Origin of the sequence: Klebsiella sp. C360, assembly GCF_048822415.1 — a bacterium.
Classification (GTDB): Bacteria; Pseudomonadota; Gammaproteobacteria; order Enterobacterales; family Enterobacteriaceae; genus Klebsiella; species Klebsiella quasipneumoniae.
Window position 1 is genome coordinate 44,473 of record NZ_JBMEZZ010000006.1, and the last position, 16,636, is coordinate 61,108.

The 16,636-nt window shown below is 49.0% G+C and carries 12 protein-coding genes and 3 pseudogenes; 2 read left to right on the forward strand and 13 right to left on the reverse strand.

The genetic code is table 11. The annotated features are described in order from the left end of the window. Position 1: 1 nt before the first annotated feature. From ACOI7D_RS16910 to ACOI7D_RS16945, 8 genes are all read right to left on the reverse strand, one after another. Entirely contained in the window at positions 2-1,540 is a 1,539-nt protein-coding gene (locus ACOI7D_RS16910) for an FGGY-family carbohydrate kinase (RefSeq protein ID WP_109546631.1), read from the reverse strand. 20 nt (positions 1,541-1,560) lie between these two features. Continuing rightward, the gene (locus ACOI7D_RS16915) at positions 1,561-2,112 is read right to left on the reverse strand and encodes a glycerol-3-phosphate responsive antiterminator (protein WP_109546630.1); all 552 of its coding nucleotides are present in this window, start codon (positions 2,110-2,112) and stop codon (positions 1,561-1,563) included. A gap of 14 nt (positions 2,113-2,126) precedes the next feature. Further along, positions 2,127-2,918 (reverse strand): class I fructose-bisphosphate aldolase, encoded by a 792-nt coding sequence (locus ACOI7D_RS16920; protein WP_002889868.1) that lies wholly within the window; start codon positions 2,916-2,918, stop codon positions 2,127-2,129. A 517-nt stretch (positions 2,919-3,435) separates the two neighbouring features. After that, positions 3,436-3,687, reverse strand: a complete 252-nt coding sequence (locus ACOI7D_RS16925; protein WP_023288528.1) for a zinc ribbon domain-containing protein — start codon at positions 3,685-3,687, stop codon at positions 3,436-3,438. Positions 3,688-3,864: 177 nt separating this feature from the next. Beyond that, positions 3,865-5,262: a dihydrolipoyl dehydrogenase gene (gene lpdA / locus ACOI7D_RS16930; RefSeq protein WP_109546629.1), complete on the reverse strand. Its 1,398-nt coding sequence runs from the start codon at positions 5,260-5,262 to the stop codon at positions 3,865-3,867. Beyond that, positions 5,252-6,787 carry a 2-oxo acid dehydrogenase subunit E2 gene (locus ACOI7D_RS16935; RefSeq protein ID WP_101996875.1) on the reverse strand — a complete coding sequence of 512 codons (1,536 nt, stop codon included), beginning with the start codon at positions 6,785-6,787 and terminating at the stop codon, positions 5,252-5,254. Before ACOI7D_RS16935 ends, lpdA begins: the two co-directional genes overlap by 11 nt. 3 nt (positions 6,788-6,790) lie before the next feature. Then, positions 6,791-7,810: an alpha-ketoacid dehydrogenase subunit beta gene (locus tag ACOI7D_RS16940; protein ID WP_044521157.1), complete on the reverse strand. Its 1,020-nt coding sequence runs from the start codon at positions 7,808-7,810 to the stop codon at positions 6,791-6,793. Positions 7,811-7,821: 11 nt separating this feature from the next. After that, positions 7,822-8,781, reverse strand: a complete 960-nt coding sequence (locus ACOI7D_RS16945) for a thiamine pyrophosphate-dependent dehydrogenase E1 component subunit alpha (protein ID WP_002889884.1) — start codon at positions 8,779-8,781, stop codon at positions 7,822-7,824. Positions 8,782-9,035: 254 nt separating this feature from the next. On the opposite strand from ACOI7D_RS16945, the gene ACOI7D_RS16950 reads away from it, so the two are divergent. Then, a complete protein-coding gene (locus tag ACOI7D_RS16950) occupies positions 9,036-11,801 on the forward strand; it encodes a LuxR C-terminal-related transcriptional regulator (protein WP_109546628.1) in 2,766 nt (921 codons plus the stop codon). Between the two features lie 645 nt (positions 11,802-12,446). Then, positions 12,447-13,733 carry a hypothetical protein gene (locus ACOI7D_RS16955; RefSeq protein WP_109546627.1) on the forward strand — a complete coding sequence of 429 codons (1,287 nt, stop codon included), beginning with the start codon at positions 12,447-12,449 and terminating at the stop codon, positions 13,731-13,733. Between the two features lie 117 nt (positions 13,734-13,850). Here ACOI7D_RS16955 and ACOI7D_RS16960 read toward each other — a convergent pair. The 5 genes and pseudogenes from ACOI7D_RS16960 to ACOI7D_RS16980 form a co-directional block, all read right to left on the reverse strand. After that, positions 13,851-14,389: pseudogene (locus ACOI7D_RS16960) on the reverse strand (shufflon system plasmid conjugative transfer pilus tip adhesin PilV); the annotation flags it as partial. Between the two features lie 422 nt (positions 14,390-14,811). After that, positions 14,812-14,982, reverse strand: coding sequence for a hypothetical protein (locus ACOI7D_RS16965; RefSeq protein WP_226453092.1), 171 nt, complete (start codon positions 14,980-14,982; stop codon positions 14,812-14,814). Further along, a pseudogene (locus tag ACOI7D_RS16970) lies at positions 14,979-15,234 on the reverse strand (hypothetical protein). Before ACOI7D_RS16970 ends, ACOI7D_RS16965 begins: the two are co-directional and overlap by 4 nt. Positions 15,235-15,405: 171 nt before the next feature. Beyond that, on the reverse strand, positions 15,406-16,059 hold the full coding sequence (locus ACOI7D_RS16975) for a hypothetical protein (protein ID WP_109546626.1): 654 nt from the start codon (positions 16,057-16,059) through the stop codon (positions 15,406-15,408). 261 nt (positions 16,060-16,320) lie between these two features. Then, positions 16,321-16,486, reverse strand: a pseudogene (locus ACOI7D_RS16980) (integrase core domain-containing protein); the annotation flags it as partial. Between the last annotated feature and the right edge of the window lie 150 nt (positions 16,487-16,636).

Below are 16,636 nucleotides of genomic sequence, written 5' to 3' on the forward strand. Positions count from 1 at the left end.
CTTAGTGCGCGATGTAGTTGCTGCAGCTTTTCCACGGCGACTGCATTTCTGATAACAGGTTTTTATAAAGCTGGTATTTGGTCTGGTAGACCCGGTGATTTTCCGGATTAGGGGAGACGGTGCGTGAGACATGGACCATTTCGTTTGAGGCAGCAAATACCTCTGCAAACCAGCCCACCATGACGGCTGCGGTCATCGCGGTACCCAGGGTCCCGTGCTCTTTGACGTCAACAATTTCCAGCGTGGCCTGGAAGATATCGGCGAATATCTGTAGCCAGACCGGGGAGTTCGTGACACCGCCGGCAATACGAATTGTGCGGCTTAACTTCGGGTTAATATTGCGCAAGCGCTCGGTGTGGTAGAGATGGCTAAAGGCCACGCCCTCATAAATCGCCCGCAGAAAATGGGCTTTTTTATGAAAGCTGTTTACACCGATAAAGCCGGCCGAGGCGTCGGGAATGGTGTTAGAGCCAAACACGAACGGAAAGAACAGCAGGTGGCTTTCATCCGGCGTCGTGGACGAAACCAGCTTATTGCACAGGTCATAGACCGACGATCCTTGCTCGGCGGAGGTTTTCCGATCGCTCTCCATAAAGTTGTTAATAAACCACTCCAGGTTGCTCGCGGAGGTGGGGCTGGCCTCGGTGATGAGCCATTTACCCTCAATGGGATAAATGGAGGTCATAAACAGATCTTTATCAATAACCGGGTGGTCGGTAACGTATTCGTTTATGCTCCAGGTGCCGGTGACGATCGCCATCTTATCGAGACTGTTGATCCCCGAGGCAATGGAAGAGGCCGAGATATCAAACACCCCGCCAGAAACCGGCGTACCTGCGCATAAACCGGTCAGACGGGCGACATCGTCAGTGATTTTTCCGCAGCATTCCGTTGAGCGTTTGATGGGGGGCAATTTGTCCCGCAGTTCATCAAGTCCCCACCATGCCAGCAGTTCATCGTCATACTTGCAGTCACGTACGTTGATCAGGTTGGTGCCTGAGATATCGGTCAGCTCAAGAAAAGCCTCTCCGGTCAGGTAAAAACGGATCAGGTCCTTGACCATAAAAATATAACGCGCTTTTTGCAGCGTCTCGGGCTCGAAGTCCTTCAGCCATGCCAGCAAGGCGACAGGTTGTCCGGCCCAGATGGACTGCATTGTTTTTGGCAAAATGTCGGTAAGGAGTTCTGGCGAGCGTTGCCATCTCTCAACGTACTCTTTTGCCCGGCTGTCGGTGGATATAATGCCGTTACGCACCGGGTGACCTTCTTCGTCAACCAGATACAGACCGTTACCATGACCGGTGACGGCCACTCCTTTTATCTGGCTGGCATCGATACCTGATTGCTCAATCGCTTTTTTAATCACTTCGACATTAGCGGCCCACAGCTCATCGATACTGCGCTCTGTGTGGAATTCCCGGGGTGTCAGCATCTGCGTGGATTTTGAGGCGATCGCGAGCACCTGTCCTTTACGGTCATAGATGGCTGCCTTGGTGACGGTTCCACCATTGTCGATGCCCATGACGTATTCATCTTTCATTCGCGTGGACTCCTTATTGGTTACCATAAGCCGGGCTCGCTGGTGGTTATCCCTTTAAATCCGGCATGGAATATTTTATCTACAAGGTATTTGCGCTTAACAAAGCCTCCGGCGATGAATACCACATCAAAGCCTTTCAAATTTCGGCTAATCAACTCCAGACACTGGCAGGCATATTCAGCAGGTAAGATTTCAATTGCGTCCGGTGGACTGTGTTTAACAATATCGAGCGACTGATCAAGCGATCGCGAATCGATAAGTAAAACCCGATATACGGTCAGCAATCCCTCTTTTTTGGCGTAGCGTAGCGCGGAGAGATTGGAAGAAATAACACCATCAACCTTGTAATAATTTTTCAGTAGATTGATCCCCGCCTGATCCGGTTTGAAACCACCCAGTAATTCAAGGTGAACGAGGGCTTTCTTACCGCTTTGATGGCATTTGCCAATCAGCGACTGCAGATTGCCGATATTCGCTTCGGATAGCAGCACATATTCTGACTGGCAGGATAATGCTTTCTCAAAGTATTTATACTTCCTGATGGAAGGGATGATGGTGTTATTTGAAATCATATTAATTTCCGATGTTATTTAGCCATGTAGAGGCTGTATGCATCTTCCGCTGTTGCGTTTTCATGGATGATGGCATTCAGACCTGCTACCACTTTCGCCGGCTGCGGATCCTGGGTAATGTTTCGTCCCACAGCCACGCCTTTCGCACCCATCTGCATACAGTGCTGAACAAATTTGAAGTAACCATCGATGCCGGTTTTTGGCCCCCCTAAGGCAAGCACCGGCACGCCAGCAGCTTCAACGATCAGTCGGTCCTCTGGTGAACCGGTAAAACGCGTTTTGATGACGTCCGCGCCCAGCTCCACCGCTGCGCGGGCCGATGCAGCGATGATGGCCGGATTGTTAGAGTCATCGCTGGTGACGGGATAACCATACGGGAGCGATTCGACAATCAGCGGTACGTTCCAGCGATCCGCTGCCTGCGCGAGTTGCATCGCCATAATGTGGGTTTTTTCTTCATTGAAGGCGCCAGGGAAGGTCATGCAGACCACTCCCTCGGCAGCGACTTTAAGCGCATCTTCGACGGAAAAAACGGGGGTAGTATCGGGAACGGTATTGTCAAAGATACTGACCGTGCTGTCGACGCGTAACACAACGGGAACGCTGTTCAGCGCTTCACGATAATTCTTCAACATGCCGTACGTGACGAGCGCGCAATCCAGGCCGTGTTCCACCAGAGCAGGGAGCTGATTTATCGTATTATCAATACCATTTGTTTTCGTGGAAAAATAGTAGCCATCCAGCGCTAAGGTCACGGATTTACCATCTTTTGCGAATATTCTTGAGAGACGACGTTCTTTAGACATTTATTTACTCCTGAGATAAAAAACAAAAAAAAAGCCCTCAGAGACTCGCGTCTCTGAGGGCTTTCTGTTCACATACCCTTTTGATAATGGTTCGGGAATCCAAAGCATTATCAATGCAATTTTTTAGCAAAGTGAGAAAGGTTTAACTTTTGTTTAAATTAAATCTGTTCTCTTGCGTGATTAAATAACTAACACACGCGATAACTTACTGTCCAGTTGGTGTCGTTGAAATGAGAGATTCATCACATCAATATGTTGTATGACGTGAAAAGTGCTGGGTTAAATACAGAAACCGAACCCTTAAAAAACCAGGCAATAACGCATCCTGACAAGGGGGAGAACGCCAGGCGTTTATTTCATCCGCATGAAGAACCCATCCATGCATGCTCCTGCCTGCAGGTCGTCATCCACAAACGCGCATTTATTCCCGTCCGGATGGCGTACAAAAACGTTATAGCATCGTTGTCGGCATGGCGGTCTGTCCCCCGGAATGATTTCTTCCCGGCGCCCGGGCAAATTACTCGTCCGCTTTGTGCGCCCAGGCAGGCATCGCCGTCAGGTAACGTTTTGCCCGTTTCCGTGATTCCGCTACGCCCACCTTTTGCCAGGAGTCTAGAAAAGCCGCCAGACCGGATACGGCCTCTTCCCAGGATTTCAGATTACCGTCGCTGTCGCTGCAATACGCGCAATATTTATCGCTGGCCCCTTGCGCATCGGGTGCGGACATCGGCATTCCGCAGGCCTGGCAAAACCGTTCGTGCTGTGTCATAGAGCGCTCCTCCTGTCGTTGAGTTGTCTACTAAACATACAGAATTTACGCCTGGCGTTTAGCGTTTCAGATCAATAGATCCTGCCGTAACCGTTCTGGTGGATCTTCTGCCGGGGCGTGCGGGAGGGATAACGGACAACTTACTCCGTATCGCGCAGCTATCGCCTCCCTTATTTCTTATTGATGCAATGGTTGATCGCAGGCCGCGAGGATGGATTCATGCATCGCTTCGGAAAGTGTTGGATGCGCGAAGATCATCGACAGGAGACTTTCATCTGTGGCCTCCAGGTGACGGGCGATGCCAAACCCCTGGATCAGTTCCGTGACCTGTGCGCCAACCATATGCGCGCCCAGCAACTCGCCGGTTTCAGCATCGAAAATCGTCTTCACAAAACCCTCTGTCTCGCCGCTGGCCAGCGCCTTACCATTATTCTGCCAGGAGAACTTACCGATCCTGACGGGCCGTCCCCTGGCCAGGGCCGTCGATTCCGTCAGGCCCAGACTGGCAACCTGGGGCCGGGCATACGTGCAACCGGGCACATAGTCGCGATCAAGCGGGTGGGCGCCTTCGACACCAGCCAGTGTCTCAACGCAGATCACGCCTTCGTGGCTGGCCTTGTGCGCCAGGCACGGCGGGCCGGCTACATCGCCGATGGCATAAAGCCCGAATACGTTAGTGCGACAAGCGGTGTCCGTCTTGATAAAACCGCGGTCTAACTCGACGCCCAGCGTTTCCAGCCCCAGATCTTCAATATTCGGCTGTACGCCAACCGCCAGCAGCACGCGTTCGACGTCCTGAGAATATTCGGCGCCGGTGTTTTTCATGGTGCAGCGCACCCCGGTCCCGGTGAGCTGTACTTGCGTCACCAGGGTCTGGGTATGGATCTGAATACCGCGTTTTTCGAATGACTTACGCACTGCTGCAGACACCTCGGCATCTTCCACTGGCAAAATCTGCGACGCCAGCTCGACCAGCGTCACTTTACAGCCCAGATCGTTATAAAGGCTGGCGAACTCGACGCCAATCGCCCCTGAACCGATGATTAATAGCGACCTGGGCAATAGCTTAGGCCGCAGCGCTTCGAAATAGGTCCAGATATATTCGCCATCTGGCGCGATGCCTGGTAATGCGCGTGGTCGGGCGCCCGTGGCCAGGATCACGTGATCGGCCCGGTAATCGCGCGTCTCCCCTCGGGCATCCTCGACCGTTATTTGCCCCTTGCCGCGCAGCCGCGCGGTGCCATCAATGACCTGCACGCCATTTTTCTTCAACAGGTACGCCACCCCGCCGGTGAGCTGTTGCGATACGGTACGGCTAAACTGCACCAGTTTCTGCAGATCGACGTTCACCTCACCCACGCTGATGCCCAGCTGACTGGCATGGGTGATACTGTGCGCGACGTCAGCGCCATGCAACAGCGCCTTGGTTGGAATGCATCCCCAGTTCAGGCAGATGCCGCCCAGATGTTGTTTTTCCACTAATGCGGTACGAAGCCCTAGCTGGCCGGCACGGATGGCGGCCACATATCCCCCAGGACCACCGCCGATGATCAGCACATCGTATTTATCGTGCATAGCTCGTCTCCTGGATAAACATCAAGGTTGGGGTTTCAGCCAGTCGCCTGAGTTCCCGGAGAAAAGCCGCACCTGCCGCGCCATCGATAACCCGGTGATCGCAGGATAGCGATACCGTCATTTGCTGGCGCGCGACGATTTGCCCGTCGCGTACTACCGCCCGCATTTCGCCGGCGCCAATGGCGAGGATTGCGCTTTGCGGTGGATTGATGATGGCGTCAAACTGCCGGACGCCAAGCATCCCCAGATTTGACACGCTAAAGGTCCCCCCCTGGAACTCTTCCGGCTTCAGCGTGCCCGCTTTGGCCCTGGTCACCAGCGAGTGAATTTCGTTCGATATGTCGCTAATTGATTTCCGGTTCGCCGAGCGAACAATAGGGGTAATTAGCCCGGCAGGCAGCGCAACGGCCACTGAAATGTCGGCATCCGCAAAGCGGCGGATACTTTGTGTCGCTTCATCAAACTGAATGTTGACGTCAGGCACGGCCACCAGCGCCAGGGCGCAGGCCTTCACCAGCAGGTCATTAACCGAAATCTTGACGCCGGGTACTTCGCGGTTAATTTCCTGACGTAGCGCTAACAGTCTTTCCAGATCGAGATCGACGCTCAAACGGAAATGGGGAGACTGTTGCTTGGACGTTTGCAGGCGAGAGGCGATAGCCCGGCGCATACCGGACATGGGGATGCTTTCATAGGGTACCGGGGTACTCTCCTGTACCGGGCTGGTCTGCGGGTGCTCGTCGAGTAACAACGCCGCGGCCAGCACATCATCGCGACTCACCCGGCCGCGTGAACCGCTGCTTCGGCAGTCATGCAAGTTGATACCCAGCTTGCCGGCCAGACGGCGCGCCAGCGGGGTGGCCGATACCTGGCTGTCATCGGCATGCGAGCGGGGCGCTTTGCTGCGACGAACAGGGGGCGTCGGAGAGGCCAGGCGACCGCCGGCGGCAAGGATCGCGCTTTCCAGATCAGAAACAGAGATACGATCCCCGCGCCCGCTGCCGCGGACTTTTTTCAGGTCGACACCCCAGCGGGCAGAGAGTCGTAACGCATGGGGCGTGGCATTAACCTGAGTCACATCGGTCACGCCTTGCAGACTGACGGGGATGTCGGTCTGCCCAACGGGGGGCTCGGGGCTGTTGGATGGCGGCGAAACAACGGAAGGTGGCTTAGCGCCTGCCTGTGCCGCTACGTCCGGCGCGGCAGCCTCCGTGCCAGGGGCTGCGGATTTCGCCGTAGCCAGAGTGGCAGCGAATTCGTCCAGGTCAGCATCGCTGACCGAAGCGTCAGCCGCCAGGGCCAGCACGGCGCCTACCTGAAGCGTCTCACCCTCTCGGGCGAGTATCCGACGTAACGTACCGGCAAAGGGGGCCTCCAGCACATTGACGATTTTACTGGTTTCAATCTCACAGATTTCCTGCCCTGGGGTGAAGCTGTCACCCTCCTGGATTGCCCACCGAGCGAGCAAGCCTTCTTCCATGGAAAGCCCCCACTTTGGCATTTCAAGCGTCTTGATTTCGCTCATAGGTTAATCCTCCAGCACTTGACGGACGGCGGCTTCGATACGTTCTACGCCAGGGATCCAGAGTTTTTCGAGAGCAGGGGAGAACGGGACCGGCGTGTGTGGCGGCGTCACCAGCAGAACGGGCGCTTTGAGGAAATGGAATGCCTGGGACGCGATCAGCGCCGCGACATCATGAGCAAAACCGAAGCGTGCCGCGGATTCGTCGACAATCACTACCCGCCCCGTGGACGCCACCGATTCCAGAATCCCTTCCTCATCCAGCGGCGAAATGGTCCGCGGGTCGACCACCTCGACCGAGATCCCCTCTCTGGCCAGTTTGTCCGCCACCTGATTGGCTTTATGCACCATTGCCGACAACGCAATGATGGTGACGTCTTCTCCTTCGCGGGTATAGTTGGCTACACCTAGCGGGATGGTATAGCTCTCGTCCGGTACCTCGCCCTTGAGGTCGTACAGCATTTTATGCTCGCAGAAAACCACCGGGTCGTCGTCGCGAATTGACTGGATTAACAGACCTTTAACGTCATAAGGCGTCGAGGGCACCACCACCTTCAGCCCTGGCGTGGTGGCAAAGATATTATAGGGTGACTGTGAATGCTGGGCCGCGGCGGAAAACCCCGCGCCGATCATCCCTCGCATCACCAGCGGGGCTCTGGCTTTGCCACCAAACATGTAGCGGAACTTAGCCGCCTGGTTGTACAGCGCATCGTGACTCACGCCAAAAAAATCCATGAACATCAATTCCGCGACCGGCCGCAGACCCGTCGCTGCGGCGCCGGCCGCCATTCCGATGATGGCCGACTCGGTAATGGGCGTGTCGATCACCCGATCGGAGCCGAACTGCGTCCACAGCCCTTTAGTGACGCCGAGCACACCGCCAAAGGCTTCTATCTTCGCCTCTTCGGGCGCATTTCCGCCATGACCGCCACGCAAATCTTCACCGATGAGCACCACGCGTTCATCGCGTTCCATTTCCTGAGCCAGGGCTTCCTTGACCGCTTCACGATAGGTTTTAATCGCCATAGTTATCACCCTCAGTATGAGACATAAACGTCTGTCAGCAGGTCTTCCGGAGCCGGATAGGCAGCGGCGCGGGCCTTCAATACCGCATCGTTGACAAGGGCTTCTACTTCCTCGTCAATCGCCGCCAGTTCTTCCTGGGTGATATGCTGTTTGACCTTAGCGGTGAAAATCTTCAGCGGATCATGTTGTTCACGCAGGCGTTGCACTTCACCTTCCGCGCGGTATAGCGCGGGATCCCCTTCAAAATGACCGTGCCAGCGGAAGGCTTTGGCCTCAATGACGCTTGGGCCACCGCCTTCTCGCGCACGTTTGACCGCCTCTGAAGTGGCCTCATAAACGGCAAAGAAATCGGTGCCATCAACGGTCACTGCCGGCAGGCCGAAGCCAGCGGCGCGTCGGGCGATATCACGCCCACCCACGGCGTAGTCATGACCGGTCCCTTCGCCGTAACCGTTGTTTTCGAAAATAAAGACGGCCGGAAGCTGGAGCACGACGGCCATATTGATGGCTTCAAAGACCAGGCCCTGATTAGAACCCCCATCGCCCGTAAAAGAGACACCGACGTTGCCGGTTTTTAGCGTCTTTGCCGTTAGCGCGGCGCCGATGGCCAGGGGAGGGGCTCCCCCAACGATAGCGTTCGCTCCCAGCATTCCTTTCGACAGATCGGCAATATGCATCGACCCACCCTTACCGCGACATAACCCGCTGTCCTTGCCGAATATTTCGGCCATCATGCCGTGAATGTCGCACCCTTTAGCAATACAGTGGCCATGTCCACGGTGTGTTGAACCAATAAAATCTGCGCTCGTTAAATTTTCGCAGACCCCCACCGCGATGGCCTCCTCACCGGTGTAAAGGTGAATGAAGCCGGGAATATCACCGCTGGTATTTTCCTGATGCAACCGCTCTTCAAAGGTCCTGATCTCCCGCATCTTGCGGTAAGCCTGCAATAACGCCTGTTTGCTGAGCATGATTTAATTCTCCTCAATAAAGGTCACCCAGGCGGGGCCAACAGACAGGGCGGATAACCCTGGCCACACCCATGCAATGAATCTACGAGCGGTTAAAGGGAGTGCGAAGCCACCTTCATGGGGGGGTAGGTGGGGGTTTTCATGCTTGAGGTCAAACTTTCTAAATTTTGTGTAGCTATAAAGTTTGGCGGCCCCATGTCATCCCGGGGGCTGGCGTACAATTGAAAAAAAACAAAGCGAGTAGATAACCACGGATGAAGCCATCGGATTTAGAAAGTCGCCAATCACCATCACTGGTCTCCGGGCCATTGCGGCTGACGCGAGGCTTGCCGCTAATCCTGACCAAATTCGTCCCGCCTCGCTCCTCGATACAATTGCTGGAGCGCCCCCGGCTTCTTCAGCTTCTCAATCCCGTTCAGCAGTGCCGGCTGGGTGTCGTTTGCGCTGGCGCTGGATTTGGCAAAACCACGCTGTTGGCGCAATGGCATCAGCAGATGGTCGCCCAGGGGGAACGTATCGCCTGGCTGAGCCTCGATGAGGATGATGATGACGTATGGCAGTTTATTCCTTACCTGCTGCAAGCATTGCGTCCACTCTATGCTGACTGGGACGCCGATTTCTGGCGTGATATGGAAGAACAAAAGCTCTCCAGCTCCGAGCAGCTGCTGGCCGGGCTCATTAACCAGCTACACTACTGCCCGCATGACATATACCTGATTATCGACGACTTCCACGTGATTAACGATCGTGGGGTCTATGAAGCGCTGGGGTATTTACTCAAGCATGCGCCTGCCGCCTTGCATCTGATCATTGGCAGCCGTTTCCACCCGAATCTTGCGCTGAGCCAGCTGCAGGCCCAGGACCAACTGGTGGAGATCTATGATCGAGACCTGCAATTCACGCTCGAAGAAACGAAACACTATTTTAGCCGCACGATTGCGTTACCCCTCAGCAACCACCATGCACAGCGGCTACAGTCCGCGACAGAGGGCTGGATCGCAGGGATGAAGATCGCTTCATTGTCCGCAGAATTACAGCATGATCCCGAGCATCTGTTGCGCAATATGCATGGAGGAACACGGTCCATTGCCCGCTATCTTAAAGAGGTGGTCCTGGACCCGCTGCCGGAAGAGGTGCTTGATTTCCTGGTGAAAACGTCCTTCCTCAGTCGGTTAAATGCCGAACTATGCAATGCAGTGACAGGACGAGATGACAGTCAAGCAATGCTGGCATGGATTGAGCGACACAACCTTTTTTTGTCAGCCCTTGACGAACAAGGCTACTGGTTCCGCTACCATCCTCTGTTGCAGGAAAATCTTCGGACCATGCTGCAGCAGAACAACGCTATTGATCGCAAACAGCTACATGAATTAGCCAGTCATTGGTTCGTCGAACAGAAACTGTGGTCTGAGGCGGTACGCCATGCGCTCAGCGCAGGCAAGCCGGTGCATAGCCCCGGGCAGGACGGCGCAAGCGCTCAGTCACTGGCGGAAGAAGGGGATATCGCTACCCTGATCTCATGGATGCATCATTTACCGCCCAGCACCGATCCTGCGCGCATTGACCTGCAAATTAACCTGGCCTGGGCACTGGCGCATTATTTCCACTTTGATGAGTCGAGGCAGCTGCTTGATAACCTCGATCAGATGGTGCTTCATCACCGTGATGATTTAACCCGCAGCACCTGGTGTAAATTGCGCGTTGTGCGGGCAATTTGCGAAGCCTTTGCTGAAAACATCCCGGAGAGTCTGGCTATTGTTCAGCCGTTGCTGGCCGAAGTGCCTTGCGGCGACACCTGGGTAGATGGTCTGATATGCAATATTCTCAGCTATTGCCATGTTGTTAACCAGCGCTATCACGACGCGCTGGAGGTTCAACAGCATATGCCCTCTCCGGAAAGTCCTTTAGATAATCTGTTTGTCTCGGTTTATCGCGCGTTTATCATTGCCCAGTGCCATCTTTGTCAGGGCGATCTGGGAAAAGCCGGGTGGTACGCAGAGAAAACGTTGCGCCAGGCTGAATGTTATACCGGCACCCAGTCGACCAGTGGCGCGACGCTGGCGCCGCTGCTGGCGGAGATAGCATATGAATGTCAGAGGGGTGACTCGCCCGAGCATCTGTTAGCCGACCGGCTCGAATTCATCGACCGATTCAGTCCACCCGACGCGCTGAGTCGTTGCTATACCTATCTCGCGCGTCAGGCCTTAGATAGCGATATGCCCTATGAGGCCGAGCGATTGCTGGAGCATGCGCAGCGCCTTGCGGTGTCTCGCGGCTGGCAACGGCTCCAGGCCATGTTGTTAGCCGAGCAGGTGAGGGTGCGACTGCAGCGCGGCAATTTCACCGGCGCAGAGCAACTGCAACGGCAGCTTGAACAAATGGCCGTCAGCTTCAGAATGGATGCCGAACATCCCTGCCAACGCGCCATCGTTATGTCTGCATCCCTTAGCCGCAGCCGGCTTCTTCTCGCCAGCGGCCAGGCGCCGCAAGCCTGCATTTTACTGGCTGAGATGGTCTCCGATCAGGAAAGCCGGGGGGACAGGTTAACCGCAGCGCGTCTGCGTACGCTCTGGTCATTAGCCTTGTGGAACAGCGGCAAAACTGCCGCTGCGCGCACGACATTTCAGCCAGTGCTGCAGCTGGCTGAACAACAGCATCTCAAGGGCCTCTTTCTTGACGCTGGCGATACCTTGCAACCTTTGCTTATCGGTATGAATGATTTCTCTTCGGCTTGTACAGAGGAAGGGGGAGTGCAAGGTCCCTGGGCAGACAAGCGCGCGCCTGCAGACAGAACACCGCTAAATAGTGGAAGCCCCGATATTCATGGGGAACTCAGCGAGCGAGAGTTGCAGATATTACAGCTGATCGCTGAAGGTCAGATGAACAAAGAAATCGCCCGCTCCCTCGCTATTTCTGCCGAGACGGTCAAATGGCACATCAAAAACATCTACGCGAAGCTTAAAGTGAATAGTCGCACTCAAGCGATGAGCCGGGCGCTGGAGATGAAATTACTGGATTAACGGATTGAACAGGGGGGCTGGGCGCAAATTATTATTAAGACGAGCCACTTTCTTCACGGGACTATGAGCCATGGATAATTGAGGTACTGCTGAGCACATGGGGGTTATCTTTGAACAATGATGGCAGTTTTGATGCCCTGGCTCAGCGATATGAACATTGAGGTTAGGGGGCGACGCCAGGGGAAAGTCATCCCAGAGAGACTTTAGGCGAGTGTTTTCTTTAACGTTTTGATTGATGTGGTGCGATACTAGGAGCAATACATGACCAGCATTGCATTGATAATACTAATTAATATTCTGTTTCAACTAACACATGCCCCCAATGATGCTCCCATATGTTTTTCTGCCCTAAACGACAAGGTGTTTTTAATCAACTTATAATCACATGATACTTCTCACGTATCCTTATCCATAAGGGCAAGCATCTCGCCCCCCCCCTGATACTGGCAATGATAGAATGATTCTCTATGTTCTTGTCGGGATAAGGTGAATAGCAGTTTATTTTACTAAAAAGTCACTTCTTATTGTAAAAAATAATTGTTATTATAGGGTGGTGAAATGAATAGTAAGCGGCTAAGTCATGTTGGACATACCGTTCTTTAGAAAATTAATTTGATTACACAATAAATTGTAAGGAGTATCATAGTGAATAACTTGCTTTATGAGTTAGATGAACAAGCAATACTATGCAGAGATCCTATTTCAAAAAAATATTTAGTTGAAGCGATTTCTTGCTATAAAACTGGAGCATTCAGATCTGCAATTGTAACAATATGGATAGCTATCGTTTTTGACCTTATCAACAAAACAAGAGAATTAAGTATAGCGGGAGATAAAGCTGCAGAAGAAATAATAAATAAATTTGATGATCTAAGAGAGAAGAACGATATAAGCTCATCTTTAAAGTTTGAAAGAGATATTCTTTCTTTAGCTAAAGAGAGGTTGGAGATAATATCACATATAGAATACATTGATTTAGAGCGTATACAACAAGATAGAAACAGGTGTGCGCATCCCTCAATGTTAAATAATAATGATATTTTTAGCCCATCAGGTGAGTTAGTTCGTAATCATATAGTAGTGGCTGTCCAGTACCTACTGCGATATCCACCAGCACAAGGAAAAGCAGCTTTATCTAAAATATTATCAGAAATAGATTCCGATTACTTCCCTGAAAAGCCTGAAGAAATAAAAACCACTTTAAATAAAACACCATTATTTCGGGCGCGAGAAACACTAATTAAAAGTGTCATTATTGTATTGATTAAAAATACACTAAAAGATGAAAAAAACATTAAATATAATAATAAAATAAAAAATGTATTACTCTTTATACAAGAGCAACATTACAAATTATACTCAAGCACATTGAATGATAAAATATCTGATATTACACGACATTTACCAAAGCCAGAAAATAGTTACATAAAGATCCTAAAATTTATCCCTAATTCGTGGGTTTTTTTAGAAGATGATTTGAAGTTAAAATTTAAAAACTACATAAAAGACATTCCATCAGAAAATATAAGCGAGCTAGACGAGTTTATTAATTTTAAATTTTTAAAAGATGAAAGTATATATAGGATAAATAGGATAACAAGAAAAGAGTCTATCGTTCATCGTTTCTTTTTGCCAAATGAAATAATTTTAAACAAACTTATTGACATATACATAAAATCTAGAGACTTTGCAGAAGCAAATGAGTTTTATCCTGTCGTTGAAGATCATATAGGATTATATAGCATTGAACAATTGAGAACTTTACTTAAAGGATCTTTATCTAACAGTCAAGTATACAACAGCAATAAATTTCCAATTTTACTTAGATCACTATATAACTCAGATTTTGAAAATTATAAAGATACAATTAAGGCATGTTTAGGTGAAGAAGGAAGGCTTGACATCCTGCCTATAGCCTTTGAAAAAGGTTAATAAAACATTTTTCATTTGCAATATAATAGAGTAACAAAATGAGATTGTGAGAATTTCATAAAAAGGGCTGTAAGGCCCTTTTCTCTATCATCGCAAGCACAATATCTATAAAGGGAGACTGTCATATCCAACACGGTAGGCCAACAACCCCACTGCGTTAATCCCGGCGTAGTTGATCTGGTTTTCCGTCCATTGACCCACGGTGCCAGATGCAACAGAATCTGATTTCGTCATACCGCGATCGATACACGCTGCTTGCATGGCTCAGCCCAACAAGTCATAACGAACACGGCTTCCTTCGGTCCAAGGCAACGTGTTACTACCAGTCCATTGATACCGTAGTTAGGTGTTGTTCTAGTACGTTTTAACGAGATCTTACAAGAAGACTTTTGCATCTCGACACCAGTAAACCCTGCAGTCAACAGCCCTTCATTTACCAGAGTCTGATAGGTAATTTCACAACTATTAGCCGAACAGGTTCTTGGTCCCGGATCGCTGCACTGGCTGTTTCTGGGAGTTAGAGTTGAAAGCATGTCAAAACGAATACTGATATAGCGGTTAGTCGCCTCACCTATCTGCTTTATTTATGATCCTACGGTATTCGCCGTAATGGTTTCCTGATCGTTCTTCATATCCTGAAACTTTATAAATGCCATTGCAGTGCCAATACCTAAAACCTATGTTATTTCCAATAAGGAAAATCTTTTTTTTGCTTGTTGTTTCCATTTTCATTGTCCTTTTATTTTCACGTAATTATTAATTAGCAAAAATAAAAAAATGGTCAATAACAAAAAGACTTATTATTGCATCTAATAAATGGTTATGTTTATATAAGGCACATTCCGAATCGGTATGCATGGATAAATAACAAATTGGCTACCGCACCCTCTAGGGCTTGCTCAACAGCTCACCGACCTAAAAGCGAGTTTTAGGTCGGTTCACCGTTCGGACGTGAGAAACATGATTATGACTTGGATTTATTTAAAACACTTTCGATATAGGCTTGGCCTTGTGCTTTGCAGGCATCAACATCACTCTCATGAAGATTGGGTATATAAAGCAAAACCCCAAAGACTAATTATTTATCTACATAACTAATATCACATTCTAAGACTTTGGTAACCTCTGCACAGAAAATAATTTTCTTATGTGTGTTTTCTTTTTCTGTTTGTTGTTTATTTTTAGCTTCCAAGAAGTATAGACATTCCTGTGCCGAAGCAATTTGTTGTTTGATTGTTTTTGTTGTCATTTATCTTCTCCCCAATGTTTTCTCTTGTTGGCATACGGGACATCAGCATAATCATAACCTTGTCCAATTTTTTTCTTGATTGATTTTTTATCTTGAACTGTTGTTTAATCTGTCGCTGATTTGCTTGTTCCCGTATATTAATTACTATTTTTTTTCAGCTTCTAAATAGGCTTGTTCTGTATCGGTATAGATACCATCATCAAGAAGTCGCTTGGCTTCCCAATCAATGGCTTCATCGTTATTTTTATATATTAAACTTCCTAATACTTTTAAAGTATAATTCAATTAACATAATTAAAATAATTATCAATACAAAAGGGGGGCAAGAAATAAACCTAGTTAAAAGCCCGTAAAAGTAATAACCCCCAAAGGGGGGCTAGAGTCATGTTAGCATCGATTCAAATTATCGTTCTTTGCTGAGCATTATTTATGTTTTTCGATTCCTTTAGTATTAACTAGATGCTTACTCATCTTATAACCATATGGAATCATGATAGCATAAGAAAATATTTCCTCATCCGTTATAAACTTTCTGCTTTTATTTTCATCCAGATACTTAACAAAATAAGAGTATGCCTCTTTGTCGTATATATTTAATTCCCTAGCTCGATCATGAATTTCTATTAAGCCATGAGAATATTCAATGACATCGAACTCTTTATTTTTACCTTGTGCAATAGAAATTAAATATGCAGAAATTATTTTATCCATTATCAAATTCAACTTACTCAAAACAGCCTCATTATGTGCTATTTCTAACTTCTCATTTATAGATGCCAACTCAGAGTTTTTAGATTCAATTTCTAATGATAAATTACCCGCCCTCTCATTTAGATCTTTGATTTTTTCTGTTTGAATGTGCAAATCATTTTTTATTTTTGCAGTTTCCTTGCTCAGTCTTTCATTGTCAGTTTGAATATTTACTTTCTCTTTCCTTAAATCTTGCAACTCCGACTCTTTTTGAAATACAGGGTGTATTGTGTGAAAATAGATCCAGATACCAAAAATAAAACTAACAACAGTAATTGCTTTTGTAATTACGTCTAAAATACCATCATCTCGTTTAAAGAAATTCACTTTAAAATCACCTTACATTAATATTGTTCAAAGTAAATATAACAACACTCCAGAACAGCCATTACTAATTTTTTGTCTAATGCTCGCTGCGTTACTTATTTTTGTTTATTAGTGTTTTTTATTTCAACTGTCGCGTCTCCATCTTAATTTTACATCGTAACCAGAGAGTTGTGCAACAGAGAAATATACCGATAAATGCTACTATGTCTTTGTGTTAACTTACCCCTAACTTACGGCGGGGTAAGTGTAAGCGCACCCGTTTTAGTTCCACGCACTTTTTGAGAATCCCGGGGGTTTCAGCCATCAGTCGGTATTCTTCCGGCGTCAGGTTATTCAGGGATTCATGGGGGCGCTCGCTGTTATATTCAGCCAGCAAGCGCTCTGTAATTTCACGTGCTTCGTTCAGTGTTCTGAATAGATAAAAATCCATTAAATTGCTAAACAAACTCTTCTCTTCGCTATTTCGTGGTAAGTAAATTTTAGAAAAAGTCAAAATTTTGACTTTTGAAAACTGTATAAATGAACAGTAAATTGTTGCATGTGATAATTATTTATCATGTAAATTTTGGGCAATAAA

Coding starts and splice junctions, on each gene's coding strand:
- ACOI7D_RS16910 (WP_109546631.1), bottom strand. CDS start 1,540: ATGAAAGATGAATACGTCATGGGCATCGACAATGGTGGAACCGTCACC.
- ACOI7D_RS16915 (WP_109546630.1), bottom strand. CDS start 2,112: ATGATTTCAAATAACACCATCATCCCTTCCATCAGGAAGTATAAATAC.
- ACOI7D_RS16920 (WP_002889868.1), bottom strand. CDS start 2,918: ATGTCTAAAGAACGTCGTCTCTCAAGAATATTCGCAAAAGATGGTAAA.
- ACOI7D_RS16925 (WP_023288528.1), bottom strand. CDS start 3,687: ATGACACAGCACGAACGGTTTTGCCAGGCCTGCGGAATGCCGATGTCC.
- lpdA (WP_109546629.1), bottom strand. CDS start 5,262: ATGCACGATAAATACGATGTGCTGATCATCGGCGGTGGTCCTGGGGGA.
- ACOI7D_RS16935 (WP_101996875.1), bottom strand. CDS start 6,787: ATGAGCGAAATCAAGACGCTTGAAATGCCAAAGTGGGGGCTTTCCATG.
- ACOI7D_RS16940 (WP_044521157.1), bottom strand. CDS start 7,810: ATGGCGATTAAAACCTATCGTGAAGCGGTCAAGGAAGCCCTGGCTCAG.
- ACOI7D_RS16945 (WP_002889884.1), bottom strand. CDS start 8,781: ATGCTCAGCAAACAGGCGTTATTGCAGGCTTACCGCAAGATGCGGGAG.
- ACOI7D_RS16950 (WP_109546628.1), top strand. CDS start 9,036: ATGAAGCCATCGGATTTAGAAAGTCGCCAATCACCATCACTGGTCTCC.
- ACOI7D_RS16965 (WP_226453092.1), bottom strand. CDS start 14,982: ATGACAACAAAAACAATCAAACAACAAATTGCTTCGGCACAGGAATGT.